Raw genomic sequence first — 18,363 nt, forward strand, 5'->3', positions numbered from 1 at the left:
TCGCTTATATAAAAATCAATTATGCAATCGGTTGCGTAAATTAAAGGGAGGATTTTAAATGTCGAGCAATATGCCAAAAGTAGCTTATTTTTGTATGGAGTATGGACTAGATGAAAGCTTTAAAATTTACTCTGGTGGTCTAGGAATACTGGCCGGTGATCATCTAAAGGGTGCAAGGGATAATAACCTTCCACTGGTTGGAATAGGTATAAAATGGAAGCAAGGCTACGTTGAACAAATTGTGTCACAAGGAAAGCTATACGATGGTTATCGTCAATATGATTATGATTTTTTAGAGGATACAGGAGTAAAGGTTAAAGTAAGAATTAGACAAAATGATGTGTATTGTAAGGTTTGGAGGGTTGACTGCTTCGGTAATGCACCGCTGTATTTACTAGATACTGATTTAGAGGAAAATAATCAACGATGGATCACAGGTCAGCTATATGGAGGCTTCAGTGAAGATAGAATAGCGCAGGAAATGATATTAGGTATAGGTGGAGTAAAGGCCTTAAGAGCATTAGGTATTAATGTTGATGTTTATCATTTTAATGAGGGCCATGCAGCTTTAGCTGGACTAGAGTTAATCAGAGAAAAGATGGATAAGGGCTATTCCTTTAAGGAAGCATGGGATAAAACCCGTAATGAGGTTGTATTTACAACACATACTCCAATTAAAGCAGGCAATGAGCATCATAGCATTGAAACTCTATTATATATGGGGGCAAATCTTAACTTTTCAGTAGAAGAGCTTAATGAAATTGGTGGCGTTCCCTTCAATATGACAGTGGCAGCATTAAGAATGTCAAGAAAAGCAAATGCCGTTGCAGCACTCCACAATGAGACAGCAAATAAGATGTGGAGGGATATAAAAGAAAAAGCAAGCATTATAGGAATAACCAATGGAATTCATAAAGGCACCTGGGTAGATGACAGAATGAGAAAAGAATTTAATAGCCTTGAAGAAATGTGGAACAATCATATGGAAATAAAGAGAGAGCTAATTGCTTTTGTTGAAGAAAAAACTGGTAAGAGACTGAAGGAAAAGGCACTTCTTATTGGTTTTTCAAGAAGAGCAGCTGCTTACAAGCGTAGTGATCTAATATTTAAGGATGAAAAAATGCTAGAAGATTATCTTCAATCAGGAGATGTTCAAATAATCTTCTCAGGTAAAGCACATCCCTTAGATGATTCAGGAAAAAAGATAGTGTTAAACTTAGTTGAAATGTCTAAAAAATACCCAAATAGTGTGGTATTTATAGAAAACTACGACATAGAAATTGGAAAGATGCTTACTAGAGGCTGCGATGTATGGTTAAACAATCCGAGAAGACCAAACGAGGCCAGTGGTACATCAGGTATGAAGGCAGCAATGAACGGAGTTCTTAATTGCTCTACCCTTGATGGGTGGTGGCCAGAGGTTTGTCAGCATGGAGTTAATGGATGGGTAATAGGTGATGAAACAGTATCTCAAGTAAAGGAAGAGCAGGACGATAAAGATGCTAAAGCCCTTTATGAGGTGTTACTTACTGAGGTAATTCCTACATATTATAAAAAGCCACAAAAGTGGTTAAAAATGATGGATGCCAGTATTAAAACTACTTCACAATACTTTTCTGTTGATAGAATGCTACAGGAATATTATGACTTAATGTATAAACAAGAGTAACAAGTGAAATAGCTTTAATAAGGATGGAGGGTTTATATTGAAACTAATCAGACAGTGTGGAATACTCCTTCATCCCACATCCCTGCCGTCTAAATATGGAATTGGAGATATGGGAAAAGAGGCATACCAGTTTGTTGATTTTTTAAAAAGGGCAAATCAAAAACTATGGCAAGTTCTACCTTTAAATCCACCAGGATATGGAGAATCACCATATCAATGCTTTTCTGCCTTTGCTGGTAATCCATTAATTATTAGCATTGATTTACTACTTGAAGACGGTTACCTTGAGTATAATGATATAGAGGCAGTACCTAGCTTTAGTGAAAGCAAAGTAGAATTCCAAAAGGTTAAAGAGTATAAAGATATAATATTCAAAAAGGCCTTCAATAGCTTTAAAAAGTTAAAAAAAGACGATAGTTATTTTAGATTTATAGAGGACAATAAAAATTGGTTGCATGACTACGGCTTATTTATGGCAATTAAAGATCACTCGAATGGAAGGCCGTGGAACAAGTGGCACCACTCAATTGCATTTCCCACAGAGGAGGTAAAAAGCAAGTATAAACATCAGCTTAAGGATGAAGTACAATACTATATATTCCTACAATATTTGTTTGACAAGCAATGGAGAAGCCTTAGAGATTACTCTAATAAACAAGGGATAAAGATTATTGGAGATCTACCAATATTTATTTCATATGATAGTAGTGATGCATGGACCCATCCCCATCTATTCGAGTTGGATGATAAGGGTAATCCCCTAAAGGTTGCTGGTGTTCCCCCAGATTGCTTTAGCAAAACAGGTCAACTGTGGGGAAATCCACATTTTAAGTGGTCAGTAATGGAATCTAATGGATTCCAATGGTGGAAAAATAGATTTAAGAAGCTAATAGAACTGGTGGATATTATAAGAATAGATCATTTTAGAGGCTTCGAAGCATATTGGGTGGTTTCTGCCACAGCAAAAACTGCAGAAGCTGGCAGCTGGGTTAAGGCACCAGGCCAGAAGCTGTTTAGCGAAGTTAAAAAGGAACTAGAGAGTTTGCCCATAATAGTTGAAGATCTTGGGTTCATAACACCAGAGGTTAAAAGACTAAAAAAACAGTTTAATTTTCCAGGGATGAAAATTCTTCAGTTCTCCTTTGGAAGAAATGTACCAAGAAGAGAAAGGCCAGCTGGATATGAAAAAGCATCAGTAGTCTATACAGGAACCCATGATAATGAAACAATACTAGGTTGGTACAAAAACATCATTGCCAGTAACAATAAATATATGTTAAAGATTCTTAATAAGCATTATGGCATTAACCCATCAATGAAGGATGAAGAGATTTGCTGGAGGTTTATCGAAATTGCATATAACAATAGCTCAAGCTATGCCATAATTCCTCTGCAGGATATTATAGTATTAGATAACACAGGTAGAATGAATTATCCTGGCACAGTAGGCGGTAATTGGGATTGGAGATATGAGAAAAGGCTTTTAACAGCTGACATTGAAGACAAACTCCGCAAATTAACTGAAGCATATAATAGATAATAGGTATTTAGTGTTTAAATTTGTAAAAAAAAGTGATAAAATATTATTACTATAAAATTAAAAAGGAAGATTTTCCATGAAGGTTACAATAAAAGAGGTGGCTAAATATGCAGAGGTTTCACCCTCTACAGTATCAAGGGCCCTTAAAAATAGCCCATTGATTAGTCAAGGAACTAAAGAAAGAATAAATGAAATAGTTAAAGAGCTTGGTTACCATCCTAATGAAATAGCCCGTAGCTTAGCAAACAAGTCTTCACATACATTAGGAATGATATTACCAGCATCAGCAGAAGATAGCTTAATAAACCCTTTCTTCACCCAGTTTATATTGGGAGTAACCAGATACTTGGAAAGTCAACATTATTCCCTTTTATTATCCTCTGCTAAAAATGAAGAGGAAGAACTACAGCAAATTACTCGAACAGTAAACTCAAAAAGAGTTGATGGTATAATATTAATGACAGTTAGAGAAAACGATAAAAATATAGAATATTTAATGGAAAACAAATTTCCCTTTGTAGTGGTAGGTAATCCAAAGAAAAGAGATGAAGTTTTATGGGTTGATAATAACAATCAAAAAGCTATGTTTGAAGTAACAGAGGAGCTTATAAAAACAGGCCATAAAAAAATTGCTTTTCTAGGAGGAAGCAAAAAGCTAAAGGTTACAAAAAATCGTTTTAAAGGCTATATGGAGGCACTACAAAAATACAATATACAATTAGATAACACTATAGTGCTAGAGGTAGGATTCTGTGAAAAAGAGGGTTATCTAAGCACCCAAAAACTGCTTAAGTCAAATAAGACGGTTGATGCCATAGTTACAACAGATGATCTGATTGCCTATGGTAGCATGAGGGCAGTTAAAGAGTTAGGCTATAGAATACCTGATGATATATCTATAACAGGGTTTAATAACACTGTATTAGCACAATACCTATTTCCTAGCTTAACCTCAGTAGAAATAAATTCCTCTGAACTAGGCTTTAACGCTGCTAAGCTATTACTTGCCAGTTTAAGCGATGAATTATTAAATGAAAACTTCTATATGGTTAAAACTCAACTGATAAAGCGAAACTCAAGCAAATAGCCAACTGATAAGGTGTAAAATAAACACCCAGCATATTATTGTATTAATTGTACATATATTTGCTGGGTTTTTAATTGCAGAATTTAAGCATAAAGCATACAAAGGAATATGTTAATATTTAAAAATTCAATAATTTACATATTGACATAAATTACTAGATATTATATACTCTAAGTAGATGCAAACGGTTGCATAAACCTGCATTTAATAATAAGGGGGAAAGCAAAATGAATATGAATGGAAAAAAAATACTAAGCTTAGTCATTTTAATCTCAATGGTTTTCGTTGCATTATCAGGTTGTTCAACACCTACAACATCTTCAGTAGAAGAGTTTGATCCTGAAAAGGAAGTAACCCTGAAGATATGGCATGGATGGACAGGACAGGAAGAAGCGGCATTAATAGAAGCTACAAAGCTATTTAGTGAAGAGTATCCAAAGGTAACATTCGACTTGCTATATACACCCTTTGAAGGTGGATATAAGGATAAGCTAAAGGCATCACTTCAAACTGGAGATGGTCCCGATCTATTCTTTGGACCCCACGACTGGACAGGAGAATTTGCTGTTGCAAACATGCTTCAGCCTATAGATGACTTAGTTAATGATGTAAAAGGTGACTACATCGATAGTACATATAAGGCAGGAGCCTATGGCGGAAAACACTATGGTTATCCCTTATCTATGGAGGCAATCGTGTTAATATACAATAAAAACATTATTAATGAGCCTCCAGCCACAATTAGCCAGCTAAATGAAATGGCTAAGGAATACACAAAGGGGGAGCAGTGGGGAATCGTATTTGACTATAATGGTATTTTCTACTTTACACATCCATTCTTCTCTGGATTTGGCAATTCAGTTTTCAAGGATGATGAAGGTACACCTAACTTTAACAACGATAATTTCAAGGCATATTTAGAATATCTACATCAATTAAAGAACGTAGATAAAGTAATGCCAAAGCAGCTTGATTATGGAACTGCTCAAGCACTTTTTATGGAAGAAAAAGCTGCCTTTTGGATTAACGGACCCTGGTCCTTTGGTGACTTAGAAGCAGCTGGTGTTAATTGGGGAGCAACAATATTCCCAACTAATGACATTGCAGGTAACGAGTCAAAGCCATTTATGGGAGTAAAAATGGCATTTATGCCTAGCTCTGCTACTAATAAGGCAGCAGCAAATGAATTTGCAAAGTTTGTATCCTCAGCTGAAATGGCATTATTATTCAATGATATGGTTGGTACAGTACCAGCCAACAATAAGGTTGGAGAATTAGAAAAATGGACAGATCAGTTAATTCAAGATCAAGCAGCTAACGCTGTTTCAATGCCAGCTATCCCAGAGATGGGTCAGGTTTGGACTCCAGTTAAAGATGGAATTGATGCAGTGCTAGATGGTGGAGAAAGCATAGATGCTGTGGTAGAAAAAGTACAAGAAGAAATTGAAAAAGCCATTAAAGAAGCAAAAGGTGAATAAATAATCTGATTAGGTCTGGGGTATCCCAGACTTAATCTCTTAATTAGACCTTTACAATATTTACCTTGAAGTATTAGATAGGAGTGAAAAAATGAAGCCAGCTGCTATATCGAAAATTCCCCAAAAACCTGTTAAAAAAGATGAGGGTCTATGGCAGAGAATTAAAAAAAACAAGCAAGCATATAAGTATGTTTTACCATCTATGCTACTTGTATTGATAATATCTATTGGACCAATATTATATGGAATAGGTTTGTCCTTTTTTAACGCAAATCTTTATACAATGGGACAAGGGACAGTTAAATTCGTTGGCATAAGAAATTATATAAGGGCAATTGGAAGCTTAGATGCAGAGTTTTTAACTGTTTTGATACGTACATTTATTTGGACCTTTGTAAACGTTTTTTTTCATGTAACAATTGGATTAGTGTTGGCATTAGCTTTGAACAGGCCTAAGCTAAGGGGAAAGGGTATCTATAGAACACTTATTATATTACCCTGGGCTGTTCCACAGTTTGTAACTGCACTTGTTTGGAAAATGATGTATAATGAACAGTTTGGTTTCTTCAATTTTGCTCTAGAATCATTAGGCTTACCTACAGTCCAGTGGCTATCACATCCTCAACTGGCATTAATATCAGCAATAATTGTAAACATATGGTTAGGATTTCCCTTTATGACAATGGTGGCTACAGGTGCATTGCAAAGCATTCCTAGGGACTACTATGAAGCAGCCGAGATAGATGGTGCTACCTATTGGCAAAAATTTAGGAATGTAACAATTCCCCTTCTCAAACCAGCTATGCTGCCGGCTATAATACTGGGTACAATATGGACCTTTACGAATTTTAATGTTATATACCTTATAACAGGTGGAGGCCCCAACAAAGCTACTGAAATAGTTTCAACTTACCAGTTTAATGTTTTAACTCAGCAAAATGCATACTCAATGGCTGCCACCTATTCAGTAATTGTTTCTATCATTTTAATAATAATTACCACTTTAAACATGAGAGTAACAAAGGCATTAGCGCAGGAGGGAGTGGAATAAATGAAAAACAAAGAAAGAATTAGCTACCTATTTACACACTTGTTTATGATAACAGTCTGTGCTATAACTCTGGTACCAATTTGGTGGGTTTTAAACACTGCCCTTGATAGTAGAACTACCCTAGTCAGTACAGAGCTCCATCTATTGCCACAAAATCCTACCATAGGAAACTTTGCAGAGGTACTAACCCATCCTAAATTCCTATTATGGTTAAAAAATAGTTTTATTTTTGCAGCGGGTACAACAATTTTCTGTTTAACACTAGCAACCTTGGCGGCTTATGCCTTTTCTAGGTTTGACTTTCCAGGTAAACGTTCGGGTTTAGCATCCTTTGTAGTATATATGATGCTACCTGCAACTGCATCATTAGTACCACAGCTAATGCTAATTAGGATACTAGGTATAAAAAATACATATTTAAGTCTTATACTAATATGGTCAGCAGCCAATATGGCCTTTGCAGTATGGAACTTAAAGGGTTATTTTGATACTATACCAAAGTCTATAGAGGAGGCAGCTATTGTAGACGGAGCAACAAGGCTTCAGATATTTACTTTAATAATGCTGCCATTGGCAAAACCAGCCATAGCAATTACAGCAATATTTGTTTTTACAGTACCCTGGACAGATTATGTAACCTCATACTTGTTTTTATCAGATGGGACAATGTATACATTAGCCCAAGGCTTATTCGGTTGGGCAGCAGATTTTAAAACAGTTTCTTGGGGAGTATTTTGTGCAGGTTCAATAATTATGGCACTTCCATTAACAGTAATCTATATGATATTCCAAAGATACATCATAAGTGGACTAACAGTAGGCGGCGTAAAGGGATAGGGAAAAAATAAGATATGATATTAAAAAACTCGGTACCATTATCTCAGCGGCGTTACTAATACTCCCGCTTTTTAAGCGGGACATAAGTGCCGCCAAGCTTCGAAATAAGTGCAGCTACAGTTCAGGTGGAGTTAAAACTCCATCTGAACTAAGTTTTCTTTATAGATTTCAGTATAATCTATCTTTACCGAGTTTTTTTATCCCTTTAACTAAAAGGCTTCCGGAGTATAAAGTTAAGGTATTTCAGATAAAGTGTTTAATATCACCTAGTAATTTTTAATAAAAACTTTGAAGGAACTTGAAGCTCATTATTTGTGATTGCTATTACCTCACCATTAAGCTCAGCCCTACTGTAGCTGTCAATACCATAGAGCTTTACTTTAAAGGATGGTATGGAATAATTGTTATGCAATAAACGAGAGCTTATAATTATCTCCTTATTATTATCCTCTATACATACCACAACTTCTGAATATTGATTCTTCTCATAATCAAAGCTAGTTCCATCATCAAAATATAAATTGAAGCAATTATCTTCGCCAGTATATATATGTATATCAACATCCTCATCATCACCATTAACAAACTGTTTAATACTAGTCATTGGCAAAATAGCCCCCGCTCTGGCATATATAGGCAGCAGGTCTATTGGGGCCTCTCTAACAATGTTTTTACCACCAATTATTTTCTCTCCAGTCCAAAAGTCATACCAAAGCCCAGCAGGAAGATAGACTAATCGTGCTGTAGCCCCTGGTTTTAACACAGGACAAATTAATAACTCTCCTCCAAAAAGATATTGATCACTAATGCTATAGGTGGCTTTATCCCCTTGGAAATGGTAGAAAAGAGGACGTAAAATTGGATGACCTTCTATTGAAGATAATTTAGCTAAGCTATATAAATAAGGCAGTAGCTGATATCTTAACTGAATGTATTTTTTAGTATTGGCTAAAACATCCTCACCAAAACACCAAGGTTCTTGACTAACTGTATCTTTACAGCTGTGATTTCTGAATAAAGGTGTAAAGGCACCAACTTGAGTCCAACGAGCTAACAGTTCACCGGTTGCATCACCGACAAATCCTCCAACATCTCCACCAACAAAGGCATATCCACTTAGCCCCAAATTCATGTTGATTGGCAGGCTAAACTCAAGGTGCTCCCAAACACTTGAGTTATCACCAGTCCAAAGGGCTGCATATCTCTGACAACCAGCAAAAGCAGCTCTAGTCAATAAAAATGGTCGTCTATTAGGTTGAAGCTCCCTTAAACCTTGATAAGTACCTTCACACTCCAGCATACCATATAAATTATGGATTTCTGCATGTGATTTTAGATTTCCCATATCATCCCTATGTATAGAGTCTTCAGGGAGGGTTTTAGATTGAGTAGTAAAATCTGAAGGCTCATTCATATCATTCCAGAAGCCCAAAACACCATTATCTACAAGCTCCTTATGGAGACTACCCCACCACTGACGAACCTCACTTCTTAGAAAATCAGGGAAAACTGCTTTTCCAGGCCAAACCTCTCCGATGTATACCTCACCTAAGGAATCTTTAATGTAATAGTCTTTAGCACTACCCTCATCATAAACAAAATAGTCCTTCTCAACCTTCACCCCAGGGTCCACAATTACTACCAGCTTAAAGCCCATTTCATTTATCTTTCTTACCATGCCTTTAAAATCATTAAATTTCTCAGGATCTATTGTAAATACCTTATAGCTTTCCATATAATCTATGTCTAAGTACAGAACATCACAGGGTATCCCTTCTTTACGCATTCTACAGGCTACCTCTAATAGCTTATCCCTATCCTCATAGCTCCAACGACATTGTTGGTAACCTAGGAAAGCCTTAGGAGGTAGGGGCATACTACCTGTTAAATAGGTGTAACCCTTAACAACATTTGATACGTGCTTATCATAAATGAAATAATAATCTATATTGCCACCCTCTGCTGAAAAATTAACATCACTATTAGGTAGCTTACCAAAATTAAAAAAGCTTTTATAGCTATTGTCAAAATATATGCCATAGCATTTATCACTGGTTAAACCTATGTAAAAATTAATTGAGGTATGATATTGCTTATGGAGGGAGTGATGAATTGGAGTAACACCAATAACATCAGTATTCCAATTGAAGGTATCAGTTCCCTTCATATTTAACCAACTATACTTTTCTCCCATACCATAAAAGCCGTCCTCCCATAATAAGTGCTTCTCAACTTTAACATCATCGAGATTTATGTTTTTGTCTTCACTTAATATATTTCCACTAGAATCAAAAATTTTAACCTTTAAATTATCATCAATAAGAATAGAAAAAGCATTGCTATTAATTGTGTTTCCCTCAACCACTGCAGCTATGGATATGGGGTTACCAACTACTGCAATAGTAGAGGAGGGGGGCTTCTGACATTTACTATAAGCAAATCTTACTATGTTTTCCCCATAAAATAGAATGTGTAAAAAAAATTCTCTTGATTTACAGCAATAGCCATAATTAGTTTTAGAAATCATTTTATCACTCCCATTAAAATATGTGTTAAATATTACCTATAACTATTATAGCATGTAATGCAAACGCTTGCATCATTTATTTCAGAGGCTTTGCTAGTACCCTTGCTTCATATGGGTGGGAGAAATGCCGCCAAGCTTATATATAGTTGGAACTAAGTTTTTTAAGCAAAAAAATAGAACCATAAAGGTCCTATTAAATATAAATATATTTAACTTATTATTTGTAACACTAGTAATTTTAATACTTGTAAAATAATACATGCTTATTTGTCCCAAAACCTAAAGAACTTTGATAAAAACCATATTGCAGCAATTGTAATTACAGCTACAATCCCTTGAGCAAGAGCCCTAGCTGGCAATAGCACAAAAAAGCTTTTTCCTAATAATTGAGTAAGCCAATAGGTATTCAAGCCAAGAGAAATAATTAAAAACACAAGAATATTAGACAAGCAAATATTAAAAAAGGAATACTTGTGTTTATGGTTTAATGCTACTACTACCCCTGGAATAAACCCAGTTAAAGCAGCACTTAAGGTAAAGCCTGGATGAAAACCACCTTGTGATAAAATTAATACTCCTAATAGGTCACTAACTATACCAGTTAAAACACCTGCCATTGGACCCAATAGGATTCCTGAAAGTATTATTGGAAGATTACCAAATCCTAAACGGATACTACCACCAGCAAGCATTATGGAGCCGTAACGGGTTAAAACAATTGTAAGGGCCGATAGAAATGATGCCATTACGAGGGTTTTAGTAGATAACCTACTACTAGATTGCAGTGAGCCAGTAATAGTTTTTTGAGAGACTCCCATTCTTACACCTCCCTTCTCTTAAGCTAGGCAAGTACCTCACATTAAGAGAATTTTGGTTTATCTCTCAAATGTGCAGCGGACGCAACATTATATCGCGAATAGATAATTCTTCGTTTAAGAGCAACTTCCCATCTCCTAACACTTAACGCATAATGTCTACTCTGCCTTCAACACCTATAATACTATTAAAACAATTCCATGTAAACTGTGTAGTTTCTACAAAAAAATATAAATATTTTCATTATTTTCAGCAGAATTAATAAAACTCCCCCTTCTAAAGGGTGAGATAATATCTAAAATACATGGAGATAAATAGAACTATAGTTCAGTCATAGCAAAAACCCAACTGAAATAAGTCTTCTCTATTGTCTTGGAACTATAGTGATTAATGGGTATTAATACTAGCTGTACCCTTTTATAGCTAGTCCCCTATGAAAACAAAAAAGCAGACTGATTTAAAACTTCAACTAGTAATGTTACTCCCTAACTGCAATATCCTTTTAACGATATTGTCAATTTAGTTTCACATGTAAGAGGTTTTTTAGCAGTCTACTCAATATAGCCATTATAACATCGTTTTAGTAATTATAAAACCCTCTATTTATAATTATTTAGAGAATGGCTAGTTAACTTTGCATTTTCACTGTTTGTTCTCTTTTTCTGTATATTGCTTTTTCTTAATAATGCTTTCTCTTATTTCTTCATCCTGATGTATTTCCGATGAAATCTCCCAATGAATTACATAGGTTAGAATAACCCTTAATATTATTATTGCAGCTAAAACCTTTATTTCGTCCATAGTTCTTACTAATATTGTACGTAGCACCTCTCCACCCAGCTTAAACTCTAAACCTAATGCTAAGCCCTTAGCTATCTCTATCTTAATGCAGGTATCGTTAAATTTTAGCCGTTCCCTTATATAGTTGATGAAGCCTCTAATGGCGGAGTAGGCAATTATAAAAATACCGATCGCTTCAAGTATAAATATAGTGTAAATAACTAGTACCTCCATATAGGCTTCTAAAACATGATGTGAAGTATGCATTAGTCTCCTCCTTGCTGCTGTTTGTCTCAACGGCACTACTAATATTTTCGCTTCTTTTGGGGGAGATAAGTGCCACCAAGCTTCAAATAAGTAGAACTAATAATTTCTTTATATTAGTATAACCAACCGTCTGTTATTTAAATATCCGTATAAAGCCTAATATCAATAATATACAACCAGGTATAAAGGAGGTTTTTTGTCTAAAGCTGTTAGATACAAGCTTACTACCTAAATACATTCCCAAGGTTAAAAATAATAAGTTCATAACTACCACTAAAATAAGCGTCAATAAGATAACTGGAATAGAGGAAATTGATACTGCAACACCTACAGCAAGGGAATCTACAGCTAATGCAATGCCTAGAATAACTGCTTCCTTTGTGTCTATAACCCCAGAAACATCACAGTCAATTTTTGTTGGGTCCCTTAGAACGTTAATTGCTATTCCAAGAGATTTTATACTTATAATTATTATTGAAGTAGGCTTATCTACTTTGCATGGTGGATATTTATAGTTTAGCCAGCCCTGTATAAGATACCATATACCTATTCCTATAATGATAAAGGCTCCAAATAAATCAGCTATAGTGGTATGAAATAATTTAGTTAATAGGTTACCAGTAAACAAACCTACACTAAGCAGTGAAACCGAAATTAAATCTAAAATAGCTAGGGAGCGGAGGGGAACCTTTATGTTTTTGGCACCATACGCAAAACCAACGCTTAAGCTATCAATACTTATTGCAATAGCTATCAAAATAGCCTGTAGCATTTTAATCCTCCTTTATTAGCTGATATAATTACTATATGCAAATAAAATACGAAGTTTACAAAAGTATCGAAGAATATTTACAAAGTCTGCTTTATAGTATTATAATTAACTGAAGATTAAAAAAGGAGAACTATACAATGAAAATCAAAACAATATCTGCAACAATTGCAATACTAGCTACTGTTTTATTTTGGGGAATATCAGCCTCAAGTAATAAAATTGTTTTGAGAGAGGTACCCCCAGCAACACTGGCTCTACTTAGATTTTTAATTGCATCATTTTTTCTGGCTATTATTAATAAAAAAATGAAGCATAATATAACCTTTAACCCACAAGATAAAAAAAGATTGGTTTTATGTGGTGTTATAGGAGTTTCTGTTTATTTTATATTTGAAAACTATGGATTAAGATTCATTAGTGCTTCAAATGCAACTATTCTACTTGCTTCAATACCTTTGTTTACAGTTGCAATAGAAGCAATAGTCTACAAAAAACCTATTGGACTTAAAAAAATGATGGGAGTCTTTCTATCCCTCATAGGGGTGGTATTGGTAATAGGCAACTCTATATCTATTAACACTAACCTGCAGGAAATCGTGGGTAGCTTTTTAATTATCGGAGCAGCGTTAAGCTGGGCAGTATACTCCATACTAAATAAGCCACTGGAAGGTAAGTATCCTACTATAATCTTAACACTAAAGCAAGGTATTTATGGAGCAATGTTTTTAGTGCCTTTTGCTATTGTGGAATATAGGGAGTGGCAGGCTATATCCTTGATATCCTGGATTAACATTTTATATCTAGCATTATTTTGCTCAGCAATTTGCTATTTTCTATACTTATATGCCCTTAAGCATTTAGGAGCCTCTCAGACAAATGTATATATTAACCTAATGCCATTCATTGGTGTTATAGCTGCATATCTATTGTTAGGTGAAAGGCTTTATTTTCTACAGCTTTTAGGAGGATTAATTATATTATCAGGTATCCTAATTGTTAATAAAAGTGAAGCAAAAGAACCTATGGCTGTAAAAGTGGAAATGGTCAAGGATGTAAAATAGAGCAAGTAACACCAACCTTTATCCCCCTAAAGAAGCGGGGGTGTTAGTAACGCCGATGAGATAAATAATAACTTTACTATAATTGAAAATTGAATTTTGTGATTATTATATAAAATGATATAATTATATGGATAAAGAAATTTTTATAGGGGCGGGTGAAGGACTTGGGAAAGATTGAAGGAGTTCATGAGATAGGAAGAGAAATACATAAGCTCAAGGTTAATCTTGGACAGCTTAAATGGACACTATATACAACAGGCTATGATTTTGGAGTTGAAGAAGCCTATTCAAAGCTTGTTCAGGTGTTGAAAAACAAAGCCTATTATGAGAAAATACTTAAGCTTAAAGAAAAGGAGCTTTCCTTTGTGGAAAGTAGGAATGTAGAAATCCTTTACAATATGCTTAAACCATATCATCTTTCAGAGGACTTAGTTAAGCTTGACATGGAGATAAAGCAAAAAGTAAATGAGCTATCTAAAATTCTAAATACCTTTAGAAATACCTACGATGGTAAAACTATATCTTCAGTAGAGCTTAATCAAATTATAAGTACAGATAACAATAGAGAAAACAGAAAAAAAGCGTTTTTTGCAAGAAGTCAAATTAATAAGCCTATGGTAGATGCAGGATTTATTGATTTAATAAGGCTTAGAAAAGAATATGCTAGACTGTATGGTGCTAAGAATTTTATCGCCTATAGATTACAAGAAGATGAGTTAAACATAAATACCTTTGATGATTGGATTATGCAGCTAAATGAAATTTTACCCAAAATGAATGAGGTTAGGGGTAAATACGCTAAAGAAATGTTAAAGGATGAAAGGATAATGCCATGGGATGAGCAATTTATAGACTCGACCATTGCACCTGCTTTAAATCATACTGTTGATATGTCACATTACTATTGTAATATAAAAGATTTATTTGATATGTTTGGGATAGATATATCACAGTTTAATATAACCTATGACATCTTCCCTAGAGCTAACAAATCTCAATGGGGATACAATTTTCCAATAGAAACAGCTAAGGATTCAAGAATACTTGCTAATGTTAAAAATAAATACTATGAGTATGGGGTTCTACTTCACGAAACGGGGCATGGTATCCACTCCTTCCTGTTGGATTCTGAAGAAATCATACTTAATGAAGGTGTAAGTGGAATTATAAGTGAAGGTATAGCTAATCTATTTCAAAGCTTTTTGTATAAGCCAGCCTTCTATAGTAAATTCTTTACAGATGTAGATAAGGTGGAAAAGGAATTTTTATCATTGAGAGACTTTAGGAGACTTAACTCATTAAGAGCAATTAATAGAATATTCTTTGATCACAACCTCTACAAAAATAATATTACTTGTTTAGATGATATTTACGATGTTTACTGGAAAACTTTAAAGGAAGTATTGAATGAAGAACCCTTTGGCGATGAACCACCATGGGCATATATGATACATTTCACTACCCATCCAATATATTTACATAACTACTTCATGGGGGATGTTACCTGTGAAATGCTTTTAAAGGTTTTTAAAGAAAAAAGCAATGCAGATGTTATGGAGAAACCAAAGGATTTCGGAGAATTCCTTATAAAGGAAGTTATAAAGCCATCAGGCCTATATAAGTACAATGACCTTTTTAAGAGAATTAGCGGCAAGGACTTTTCGTTAAAATATATGGTATAATACACATAAGTCAAGGGCTACGCCTTTGGCTTTTTGTTTTCGTGTTTTTTAGATGGATTATAAATTTTAAAATACATATAATATATCAAAACAAGCTACATCAGTATACAAAGCAGTGAACTACTGAATAGAAAAATTTGCAAATGTGTGACTTAGAGGAAAAAACCATTGTATAAAGTAGCTTTATTAGATATAATAGGTCTCGACAAGAAGCTATAATATGACATTTTATTAGTTAAGGGGGAGCTATAATGCAAGAATCTATAGGAGTTAAACTTAAATCTAAGGAGGGTGAAGAAGACGTAGCTAACATAATAGAAGTAAAAGAAGAAACAAAATACAAAATAATGTTTACCTTTGGGGTATTTGTCCTTTTATCATCTTTGCTTTTTAATAGTCCCAGCGAAATATATAGTGGTTTATTAAATATTTTACTGGACCCTAGCATTCTAGTTTCAGACTACATGGCAATAGGTAATATAGGGGCCGCATTGTTTAATAGTGGTGCATTAATAATTATAGCTATTGTAATAGCTAAAATTAATAGGGTGGATATGAATGGAACCACTTTAGCTGTTGTATTTACAGTAGGTGGATTCGCTCTTTTTGGTAAGAACTTATATAATGTATGGTCTATAATTATGGGTGTGTATTTATATAGTAGTTATAAAAAAGAAAAATTTAGTAAGGTTATACTCATAGCATTGTTTGGAACTGCTCTAGCACCTTTAGTTAGTCAAATCAGCTTTGGTATAGGCTTTCCAATTGTACAAGCCATAATATTAGGCAATATTTTTGGACTAATAGCTGGATTTGTACTTCCACCATTAGCACAACACTTTATTAAGTTTCACCAAGGCTTTAATATTTACAACATGGGATTTACAGCAGGTATGGTGGGAACATTTTTAATGGCAATATTAAGGGCCTTTAATATCGAAAACGAAAAAAGATTAATAATTGCAGAAGGATATAATCAAGTATTAAGCATATATTTAGCTGTAATATTTGCTTCTATTATAATATTAGGCTTTGTTTTGAATAAAAAATCCTTTAATGGATACAAAGGTTTATTAAAACGTACTGGAAGATTAGTTCAAGACTTTGTTCTATTAGATGGTTTTGGATTAACCTTAATTAATATGGGTTTACTAGGCGTAATAACCACTGGTTATATTCTATTAGTTAGAGGTCAGTTAAATGGACCTATAATTGGTGGTATTTTTACTGTAGTAGGGTTTGGAGCATTTGGTAAACACATAAAAAATGTTTTTCCTGTTATAGTTGGAGTATTTCTATCAAGCTTGATAATGACTTGGGATGTAAATACAACGGGTCCATTATTAGCAGTATTGTTTGGAACTACACTAGCACCTATTGCAGGTGAGTTTGGTTGGAAAGCTGGTATAATCGCTGGGTTTTTGCATATGGCAATGGTAATGAATATTGGTTATCTTCATGGAGGAGTAAACCTTTATAACAATGGTTTTTCTGGTGGATTGGTTGCCGCAGCCCTAGTTCCTATACTTGAATCTCTAAAAAGGAGAGAATAGCTTGAGTGAACATCAGTCAAGAATATATAAAATAATAAATGAAATAACTAATTACATGCTAAAGGCAGGCTCGAAAAATTGCAGTATAAGCATAGAAAAAGTTGATAAATCAGTATATATTACTTTGGTAGGTAGAAGCGTAGTATTGTCATCCAATGAAATACAAGAATTAGAAGACGCATTATCTATTCAAAGACAACAGCCAGTGGAGGAGTACCTATGGGAACTGGCAGGAGAAAACGAAAACTATGATGAACTAAACCTTGTTGGAATGATGATTGATGAATCAAAAATTAAATATGATGATGGTTGTCTAACTATAACTGTAATTAGGAGAGAAGACGGTGAAGTATAAGTGGCACCGTCTTTTATATGTGGGCTCTGTTTATAAAACTATCAACTACTTATTGTATTATCCATTCATATCTACATTTTTGTGTTTCATTTGTTGAGTAAGCGTCCGATGTTTCTGGTATATCTACAATTTCAATAAATGTTGCTCCAATAGTTTCACATATTTTTCTTGATGCATAATTATCTGGATTACATGTGATAATCACTTTTTTCATTGAATGGTCTTTGATTATTTCTCTAATAATATTACAAGCCTTTGCAGCAAATTTACTTCCTCGATACTGTTCATCTATACCATACCCAATGTGCCCTATATAGTTTATTACTTTTTCTGAATCTCCTAATCTTAAATTAATATATCCAATAACAGTGTCTGTACCTTGTAGTAATATCTGAAATTTATACTCTGGTGACCACCCTTTTAAAATATCCCCACTACTTTTCTTGTGTAGAACAATGTCAATCTCTTCACCACTTAGAACCTCATAATTTCTCAATTCCATTTTATATCCTCCAATATAAAAAAATTAGTAAATGTTATTAAATTATAGCAAGTAATTATCTGTATATCAAATTTCCAACATCATTCTTAAACATAGCCTTTATTTAATTAGTAAGAAAGATAATATATATAGTAGATAAAAAAAGTGGTGAATAATTTATTACTATTTGGAATAAACTACAAGTTGAATTGTGTTATTAAAAGTGTTATATTAGTAAAGTCGCTCAAACAAGAACAAATAAAACTATTAAATAATTATTGACGCGCATTTTAAAATATGATATATTGTTAAAGTTGCTTTGTTAGCAAAATGATTTAAAGATTAAAAAAGCAATTAAAAAAAATATTGACAGCAAGTTAAAAACATGATATATTATTTAAGTCGCC

15 protein-coding genes and 1 riboswitch are annotated in these 18,363 nt (G+C 34.1%); of the genes, 10 read left to right on the plus strand and 5 right to left on the minus strand.

The window, feature by feature from the left end; genetic code table 11:
• Positions 1 to 58 precede the first annotated feature (58 nt).
• The 6 genes from glgP (at position 59) to F8154_RS09695 (ending at position 7,662) form a co-directional block, all read left to right on the plus strand.
• Positions 59 to 1,669, plus strand: a complete 1,611-nt coding sequence (glgP, locus tag F8154_RS09670; RefSeq protein ID WP_151861421.1) for an alpha-glucan family phosphorylase — start codon at positions 59 to 61, stop codon at positions 1,667 to 1,669.
• A gap of 37 nt (positions 1,670 to 1,706) precedes the next feature.
• Entirely contained in the window at positions 1,707 to 3,209 is a 1,503-nt protein-coding gene (gene malQ, locus F8154_RS09675; RefSeq protein ID WP_151861422.1) for a 4-alpha-glucanotransferase, read from the plus strand.
• 76 nt (positions 3,210 to 3,285) lie between these two features.
• Positions 3,286 to 4,296: a LacI family DNA-binding transcriptional regulator gene (locus F8154_RS09680; RefSeq protein WP_151861423.1), complete on the plus strand. Its 1,011-nt coding sequence runs from the start codon at positions 3,286 to 3,288 to the stop codon at positions 4,294 to 4,296.
• 227 nt (positions 4,297 to 4,523) lie between these two features.
• Entirely contained in the window at positions 4,524 to 5,774 is a 1,251-nt protein-coding gene (locus F8154_RS09685) for a sugar ABC transporter substrate-binding protein (RefSeq protein ID WP_151861424.1), read from the plus strand.
• Between the two features lie 91 nt (positions 5,775 to 5,865).
• Complete coding sequence (locus F8154_RS09690; protein ID WP_151861425.1) at positions 5,866 to 6,825, plus strand: carbohydrate ABC transporter permease; 960 nt, start codon at positions 5,866 to 5,868, stop codon at positions 6,823 to 6,825.
• A complete protein-coding gene (locus F8154_RS09695; protein ID WP_151861426.1) occupies positions 6,826 to 7,662 on the plus strand; it encodes a sugar ABC transporter permease in 837 nt (278 codons plus the stop codon).
• Positions 7,663 to 7,924: 262 nt separating this feature from the next.
• Here the strand turns inward: F8154_RS09695 and F8154_RS09700 are convergent, their stop codons facing one another.
• From F8154_RS09700 to ytaF, 4 genes are all read right to left on the minus strand, one after another.
• Positions 7,925 to 10,189 carry a glycoside hydrolase family 31 protein gene (locus tag F8154_RS09700; RefSeq protein WP_151861427.1) on the minus strand — a complete coding sequence of 755 codons (2,265 nt, stop codon included), beginning with the start codon at positions 10,187 to 10,189 and terminating at the stop codon, positions 7,925 to 7,927.
• Between the two features lie 263 nt (positions 10,190 to 10,452).
• On the minus strand, positions 10,453 to 11,007 hold the full coding sequence (locus tag F8154_RS09705) for a folate family ECF transporter S component (RefSeq protein WP_151861428.1): 555 nt from the start codon (positions 11,005 to 11,007) through the stop codon (positions 10,453 to 10,455).
• Positions 11,008 to 11,078: 71 nt separating this feature from the next.
• Positions 11,079 to 11,173: riboswitch (THF riboswitch) on the minus strand.
• A gap of 474 nt (positions 11,174 to 11,647) precedes the next feature.
• The gene (locus F8154_RS09710; protein ID WP_151861429.1) at positions 11,648 to 12,052 is read right to left on the minus strand and encodes a DUF1622 domain-containing protein; all 405 of its coding nucleotides are present in this window, start codon (positions 12,050 to 12,052) and stop codon (positions 11,648 to 11,650) included.
• A gap of 133 nt (positions 12,053 to 12,185) precedes the next feature.
• The gene (ytaF, locus tag F8154_RS09715) at positions 12,186 to 12,824 is read right to left on the minus strand and encodes a sporulation membrane protein YtaF (RefSeq protein WP_151861430.1); all 639 of its coding nucleotides are present in this window, start codon (positions 12,822 to 12,824) and stop codon (positions 12,186 to 12,188) included.
• 137 nt (positions 12,825 to 12,961) lie between these two features.
• On the opposite strand from ytaF, the gene F8154_RS09720 reads away from it, so the two are divergent.
• From F8154_RS09720 to F8154_RS09735, 4 genes are all read left to right on the plus strand, one after another.
• Entirely contained in the window at positions 12,962 to 13,885 is a 924-nt protein-coding gene (locus F8154_RS09720) for a DMT family transporter (protein ID WP_151861431.1), read from the plus strand.
• 164 nt (positions 13,886 to 14,049) lie between these two features.
• The gene (locus tag F8154_RS09725; RefSeq protein WP_151861432.1) at positions 14,050 to 15,567 is read left to right on the plus strand and encodes a gluzincin family metallopeptidase; all 1,518 of its coding nucleotides are present in this window, start codon (positions 14,050 to 14,052) and stop codon (positions 15,565 to 15,567) included.
• Between the two features lie 251 nt (positions 15,568 to 15,818).
• Positions 15,819 to 17,120 (plus strand): DUF1576 domain-containing protein, encoded by a 1,302-nt coding sequence (locus F8154_RS09730; RefSeq protein ID WP_151861433.1) that lies wholly within the window; start codon positions 15,819 to 15,821, stop codon positions 17,118 to 17,120.
• A gap of 1 nt (position 17,121) precedes the next feature.
• Positions 17,122 to 17,475 carry a hypothetical protein gene (locus F8154_RS09735; RefSeq protein ID WP_151861434.1) on the plus strand — a complete coding sequence of 118 codons (354 nt, stop codon included), beginning with the start codon at positions 17,122 to 17,124 and terminating at the stop codon, positions 17,473 to 17,475.
• Between the two features lie 49 nt (positions 17,476 to 17,524).
• On the opposite strand, the gene F8154_RS09740 is transcribed toward F8154_RS09735, so the two are convergent.
• Positions 17,525 to 17,977 carry a GNAT family N-acetyltransferase gene (locus F8154_RS09740; protein WP_151861435.1) on the minus strand — a complete coding sequence of 151 codons (453 nt, stop codon included), beginning with the start codon at positions 17,975 to 17,977 and terminating at the stop codon, positions 17,525 to 17,527.
• Positions 17,978 to 18,363 lie beyond the last annotated feature (386 nt).

Origin of the sequence: Alkaliphilus pronyensis, from assembly GCF_009017275.1 — a bacterium.
Taxonomy (GTDB): domain Bacteria; phylum Bacillota; class Clostridia; order Peptostreptococcales; family Natronincolaceae; genus Alkaliphilus_C; species Alkaliphilus_C pronyensis.